Source organism: Mesorhizobium sp. WSM4844, from assembly GCF_055811775.1.
Genome location: NZ_JBVVQB010000111.1, coordinates 1 through 6,377 on the forward strand (window position 1 = coordinate 1; position 6,377 = coordinate 6,377).

2 protein-coding genes are annotated in these 6,377 nt (G+C 61.2%); one reads left to right on the plus strand and one right to left on the minus strand.

The features are described 5' to 3' along the window. Positions 1-228 (plus strand): hypothetical protein (locus AC0L2A_RS35655; protein ID WP_473612871.1); only part of this gene is annotated, 228 nt, incomplete at its 5' end. A 328-nt stretch (positions 229-556) separates the two neighbouring features. Here AC0L2A_RS35655 and AC0L2A_RS35660 read toward each other — a convergent pair. Beyond that, positions 557-6,377 (minus strand): C48 family peptidase (locus tag AC0L2A_RS35660; RefSeq protein WP_473612872.1); only part of this gene is annotated, 5,821 nt, incomplete at its 5' end.

Genomic DNA, 6,377 nt, shown 5'->3' on the forward strand with positions numbered 1-6,377 from the left:
AAATTATTGGCGGAGGGACTGATCACGGTTCCATGGATATCTATGTCGCCACTGTTTCTTGGAACCGAGCAGTTCTTCTATTCCAACCGATGGTCGATGCGGCAGGTACCTCCAGATGTTACCCATGGCCCGTCTGGGGTGGGCTATGATCGCAATATCGTTCGGGTTCCTCGGAGAGAGATCGGGGCCTTCCAAGTTGATGAGTCGGGCGAAGGCTCGCTGCCCTAGGATGGCGAGGGACGCCGGCTCGTAGGCGCGGCTAGCTGAAAACGTTGTCGCGTTTATGTTCGTAGAGGTCTCCGACGTGAAAGGCGAGTGTAAAGTTGTTCGCGGTATGTCGCAAATCGTCTCTCCACGCGCTCGCCCACTACATCGAGCGGCGCGGCCGCCATCATGATCCCCGGAAGGTTCCTGACCCCCAATCGGCGAGTTCCAGGCCTACATCGCCTTCCAACAATGCCAGCCTGATTCATTCCGGCGAGAGCTACCGGTCCGGAGAGCGCATCAGCGCCTCTGTCGTCAAAAGAGCTGTTCTGCTTGACCCCAGCCATGGAGCTCAACGCCCCGCGTCGGAGCGCTCTCTGCTTCTGAAGGAAGCCATCAGGTCCGCTCGGGCTTGATCGGAGGGGCTGATGGACGTCGTGGTTGCTTCGCTCGGCTGCCGCCCCATGGCGAGGCTTTGCGGATTATCAGTCCTCTGTCTCTTCGCCGGTCTCAACAGCGCTGTGTAATGTTCAGTGTTGATGATGACGCCCCCGGTGTTGCTCCTGTCAGGTGTACGCGTCAGCTCGTCGTGGGCCTCGCGCGACTTGCCCAAGTGCTGGTCAAACGGCGCTGGCGCGACTTGTCGGGCTTGCTGCTCTTGCAACACGGCGTGTTGCACCTGCGACCCGGCTGCTCCAAAAGCTTCCGCGGGGATTGCGGCAAGCTCGTGCGCCAAGCGGCCCTGCCTCAGTCGGTTTTGCAGCGCCTGCCGATCGGCGACGAGGTTGTCGAGGTGCAGCGGCCGCTGCCGTTCCGGCCTCTCTTGGTTCGCCAATCTCTGAACCAGCGCGCGCGTGCCGTCCACCACGAAGACGCCGCAATCAACAAGGTTGTTCTGCCGGGCCATGGCGGGTGTCACCATGGTGGTCGCGTCCAGTCTTGTTGCGAGCTCTAGTGCAGGCGCGTTGTTGTATCCCCGTCCATTGTGCTGGATCGAGTCGTAGTGATAGGCGACCGCTCTTTCCGGGTCGCGGCGATCAACGAGCAGCAGCGACCAATGCTCGTTGCGTCCATCAGTCGCCACCGTAGCCAAAGGATTGCCACTGTTCACCGGCAGGAACACGAAGTCGGCTGCGACGTCGTTTTGATGATAGATGGACAGCAATGTAAGTTGCGGGTCCCGGTCGTGACGGCGCAGTTGCTGGGAGACCAAGGGATCCACCAGCCGCGTTCGGGCGGCGAGCGCTGGGTGGGCCTGCAGGCTCTGCTCCAGCAACTGGTAATCCCTGCTGATATGGGCATCATCCAGCAGGTCGGGGCCGAGCACCGCCCCTCGGGGGAGGTTGGACGAGGCTGACGGAAGCGCTCCGATCCGTGCACCGGAAGAGGTGGTCAGATCGACCAACGGAACACCGCGAAAGGTGTCTGATAGCCTCGCGGTCGCTGGCGAGACGGGTGCTGGAGCCCTTGCCGGTACTGCTGCCGCTGCAGCTTCACTCATCGGGCCGCGATCGACGAGCCAAAAGTCGTTGCGCTCTTCTGGCCTCTCGGCGGTGTAGCCCTGACCTTTGATCTCGTAGCTCCATTCCGGCTTTTCCGCATCCGGCAAGAGGCCATAATGGTACAAGGAAGAGAGCATCGCGTCTGGAGCGGGTTGAGTCCCATGGGAAAAGCCTTCAGGGACGGTGAATGAGACGTTTGTGGAGTTCTCGATCGCAGCGGGGGCTGCCTCAGACCTTGCAAAGGACCCGGCCTCCGCATGCAGCCTTCCGATGTGTTCGGACCATGTCCCTTGAAACGGCAGCCCTTGCAAAGGCAATTCACCAAACTGCTGCATGGGGGGCTGCATCGGCACGCGGCCGCCTTCGCTCAGCGGCTGCTGAATGGCGATGCTTTGCGGATTATCAGTCCACTGCCTCTCCGCTGGCCGCAACGGCGCCGTCGAATGTTCATTGTTGATGAACCGCTCGGGTGGCAGGAGGTTGCCCTGGTCAAGCGCACCCGGCCAGGGCCGGTGTTGGCTGGCCGCTAACGCTGGCGGGTCGGCGGCCTCAACTCCGGCGTGTCCAGAGCCGGCCGCTGCCAAAACGTCCGCCATGATCCTGTCCGACGCGGGTTTCGCATCGCCAACCCGTTGCAGCGCGGAGAGGAGATTGCGGTTGCCTGGAAACAACCTCTCGGCGAATTCGATCCGCGAATCATGATCCAGCCCAGAGATCGTTTGGCCCTGCCTCTCCAGCGCCTCAGAAAATCTGCGAAGCCTACGACCATAGGCAACACGGGTGCTCGAGGCCAACCTGCTGTCACTGGTCACTTGTTCCAGGACAGGCGCGTCTGCCTTTGATGGCACTGGTGGCCGGCCAGGCGCCGAATAGCCCGGCTCATGATATGCACGCAGGACGTTCAAAGCCGGCCTTATATCCTTTATTTCAGTGTCTTTCGGAAAGAAGGTATCGACGTGATCGACCAGGGACTGGTGATTTTTTAGATCAGTCGATTGGCCACGAGCGCCGAGATCATTCGCCAATCGGCGAAGCGCAGACGTGTATATTCGGAGCGTCGGCGCGCTATGGTGTTGCTGAGCCGCAGCATGGGCGATCGCCTTATCTATCAGGTCCCGGTGTTCGTGGGATAGATAGGGATAGCGGGTAGCAGGGGCACCAGCAGTCGCTGAATAGCCCGGCTCATGATACGCACGCAGGACGTTCAAGGCCCTCTTCATATCATCGTTTTTCGGAAAGAAAGCATCGACGTGATCGACCAGGGATTGGTGATTTTTTAGATCAGTCGCTTGGCGACGAGCGCCGAGATCATTTGCCAATCGCCGAAGTGCATACCTGTATTTTTGGACCGTGCTCTCGCTATATTTTTGCTGAGCCGCAGCGTGGGCGATCGCCTTATCGATAAGGTCCCGGTGTTCGTCGGAAAGATGGGGATAGCCGGTAGCACGGGCGCCACTCGCGACAGGTTCGGCTCGGCGCGGCTCGGCCACGTACTGCGCAAAACCCGCTTGCCGGGCCTGGCCCGCATCCCGCAAGGGGTCATGGCGGTCCGCGAAAGAGAGCATCGCGTCTGGGACGCGGTGAGTCCCATGGGAGAAGCCTTTGGGGACGGCGAATGAGACGTTTATGGAGTTCTCGATCGCAGCGAGGTGCTTCTCAGACCATGCGGACGGCGCGGCCTCCGCATGCAGCCTTCGGGTGCGTTCGGACCCTATCCCTTGAACGGGTACCCCTTCCAATGGCAATTCACCCAATTGCTGCATGGGGGGCTGCATCGGCACGCGGCCGCCTGAATTGCCGATTTCGCTCAGCGGCGGCTGAATGGCGGCGGCTTGCGGCGTATTCAGGGCCCTCTGCCTCTCGGCTGGCCGCACCAGCGCTGTGTAATGTTCGTCGTTGATGATCACCCACTCGGGTAGCAGGTGGTTGCTCCTGTCAAGTGTACGCGTCAGCTCGTCATGGGCCTCGCGCGACTGGTCGAACGGCGCTGGCGCGATTTGTCGGGCTTCCTGCTCTTGCAACACGGCGTGTTGCACCTGCGACCCGGCTGCTCCAAAAGCTTCCGCGGGGATTGCGGCAAGCTCGTGCGGCAAGCGGCCCTGCCTCAGTCGGTTTTGCAGCGCCTGCCGATCGGCGACGAGGGTGTCGAGGTGCAGCGGCCGCTGCCGTTCCGGCCACTCTTGGTTCGCCAATCTCTGAACCAGCGCGCGCGTGCCGTCCACCACGAAGACGCCGCAATCAACCCCATTGTTCTGCCGGGCCATGTCGGGTGTCACCACGGTGGTCGCGTCCAGTCTTGCTGCGAGCTCTCGTGCAGGCGCGTCATTGTATCCCCGTCCATCGCGCTGATGGATGGAGTCGTAGTGATAGGCGACCGCTCTTTCCGGGTCGCGGCGATCAACGAGCAGCAACGACCAATGCTCAGTGCGTCCCTGATTCTCCACCGTAGCCAAAGGATTGCCACTGTTCACCGGGAGGAACACGAAGTCGGCTGCGACGTCGCTGTGATGATAGATGGACAGCAATGTAAGTTGCGCGTCCCGGTCGTGACGGCGCAGTTGCTGGGAGACCAAGGGATCCACCAGCCGCGTTCGGGCGGCGAGCGCTGGGTGGGCCACCTGCAGGTCCTGCTCCAGCAACCGGTAATCCCTGTGGATATGGGCGTCGCCCAGCAGGTCGGCGCCGAGCACCGCCCCCTCGGGGAGGTTGGACGAGCCTGACGGAAAAGCTCCGATCCGTGCATCGGAAGAGCTGGTCAGATCGACGAACGGAACACCGCGATAGGTGTCTGACAGCATGGCGGTCGCAGGCAAGGCGTGTCCTGGAGCCCTTGCCGGTACTGCTGCGGCTGCAGCTTCCCTCATCGCACCGCGATGGACAAGCCAAACGTCGTTGCCTCCCTCTGGCCTCCGGGCGGTGTAGCCGTGACCTTTAATCTCATAGTTCCATTCCGACTGGTCTGCGTCCGGCAAGAGGCCATGATTGTACAAGGAAGAGAGCATCGCATCTGGGACGGGTTGAGTCCCATGGGAAAAGCCGCCGCGAACGGCGAATGAGATGTTTATGAAGTCCTCGACCGCAGCGGGGGGTGCCTCAGACCTTGCAAAGGGCGCGGCCTCCGCATGCAGGCTTCCAATGTGTTCGGACCCTGTGCCTTGAACGGGTACCCCTGCCAATGGCAATTCACCCAACTGCTGCATGGGGGGCTGCATCGGCACGCGGCCGCCTTCGTTCAGCGGCTGCTGAATAGCGGCGGCTTGCGGCGTATTCAGGGCCCACTGCCTCTCCGCTGGCCGCAACGGCGCCGTCGAATGTTCTTTGTTAATGATGGACCGCTCGGGTGGCAGGAGGTTGCCCTGGTCAAGCGCATCCGGCCAGGGCCGGTGTTGGCTGGCAGCTAGCGCTGGCGGGGCGGCGGCCTCAACTTTGGCGTGCCCAGAGCTGGCCGCTGCCAAAACGTCCGCCATGATCCTGTCCGACGCGGGTTTCGCATCGCGAACCCGACCCAACGCCAAGCGGAGATAATGATTGCCTGGAAACAACCTCTCGGCGAGTTCGATCCGCGAATCATGATCCAGCCCAGAGATCGTCTGGCCCCGACTCTCAAGCGCCTCAGAAAATCTGCGAAGACTACGACCATAGACAACACGGGTGGTTAAGGCCAAGCTGCTGTCACTGGCCACTTGTTCCAAGACATGCGCGTCTGCCTTTGGGGGCGCCGTCACTGGCCACCGACCAGTCCCTGAATAGCCCGGCTCATGATACCTACGCAGGACGTTCAACGCCGGCTTTATGTCCCTGTTTTTCGGAAAGAAAGTATCGAGGTGATCGAGCAGGGATTGGTGATCTTTTAGATCAGTCGCTTGGCCACGAGCGCCGAGATCATTTGCCAATCGGCGAAGCGCAGACGAGTATAGTCCGAGCGTCTGCGCGCTATGGTGTTGCTGAGCCGCAGCGTGGGCGATCGCCTTATCAATCAAGTCCCGGTGTTCGTTGGAGAGATGGGGATAGCGGGTAGCAGAGGCACTAACAGCCGCTGAATAGCTCGGCTCATGATACGCACGCAGGACGTTCAACGCCCTCTTTATTTCCTCGTTTTTCGGGAAGAAAGCATCGACGTGATCGACCAGGGATTGGTGATTTTTTAGGTCAGTCGCTTGGCCACGAGCGCCGAGATCATTGGCCAATCGGCGAAGTGCAGACGTGTATTTTCGGACCGTGCCCCCGTTATATTTTTTCTGAGCCGCAGCTTGGGCGATCGCTTTATCAATAAGGTCCCGGTGTTCGTCGGACAGATGGGGATAGCCGGTAGCACGGGCGCCACTCGCGACAGGTTCGGCGCGGCGCGGCTCGGCCACGTGCTGCTCAAAGCCCGCTTGCCGCGCCCGGCCCGCATCCGGCAAGGAGCCATGGCGGTCCAAGGAAGAGAGCATCGCGTCTGGGACGCGTTGAGTCCCATGGGAGAAGCCTTTGGGGACGGCGAATGAGACGTTTATGGAGTTCTCGATGGCAGCGAGGGGCTCAGACCTTGCGGAGGGCGCGGCCTCCGCATGCAGCCCTCCGATGTGTTCGGACCCTGTCCCTTGAACCGGTCCCCCTTCCAATGGCAATTCACCCAACTGCTGCATGGGGGGCTGCATCGGCACGCGGCCGCCTGAATTGCCGATTTCG